Source organism: Roseovarius nitratireducens (assembly GCF_002925845.1).
GTDB lineage: Bacteria > Pseudomonadota > Alphaproteobacteria > Rhodobacterales > Rhodobacteraceae > Roseovarius > Roseovarius nitratireducens.
Map to the genome: position 1 here is coordinate 1 of NZ_PDNI01000011.1, position 224 is coordinate 224.

Genomic DNA, 224 nt, shown 5'->3' on the forward strand with positions numbered 1-224 from the left:
ACCCCGGATGCAGCCGGTTTGGACTTCTGGGTGGGCCAACTCGATTCAGGCAGTGTCAGCCGCGATCAGTTCATTCTCGAGGTCTTGCGCGGGGTGGAGGACGGAGCATCCGACAGAAGCTACCTCGATGACGAGGTCGATCTTGCGACCTATTTCTCGGTCATCAAGGGGATGAGCGATGTCGACAATGCACGTGCCGTCATGGACGCCTTTGGCGACCAGGC

General features: G+C 59.4%; 1 protein-coding gene. It reads left to right on the forward strand.

Translation table 11 applies throughout. The features are described from left to right. Positions 1 to 30: 30 nt before the first annotated feature. Positions 31 to 224, forward strand: a 194-nt coding sequence (locus CRJ03_RS01305) for a hypothetical protein (protein WP_240611517.1), incomplete at its 3' end; no start/stop codon positions are given.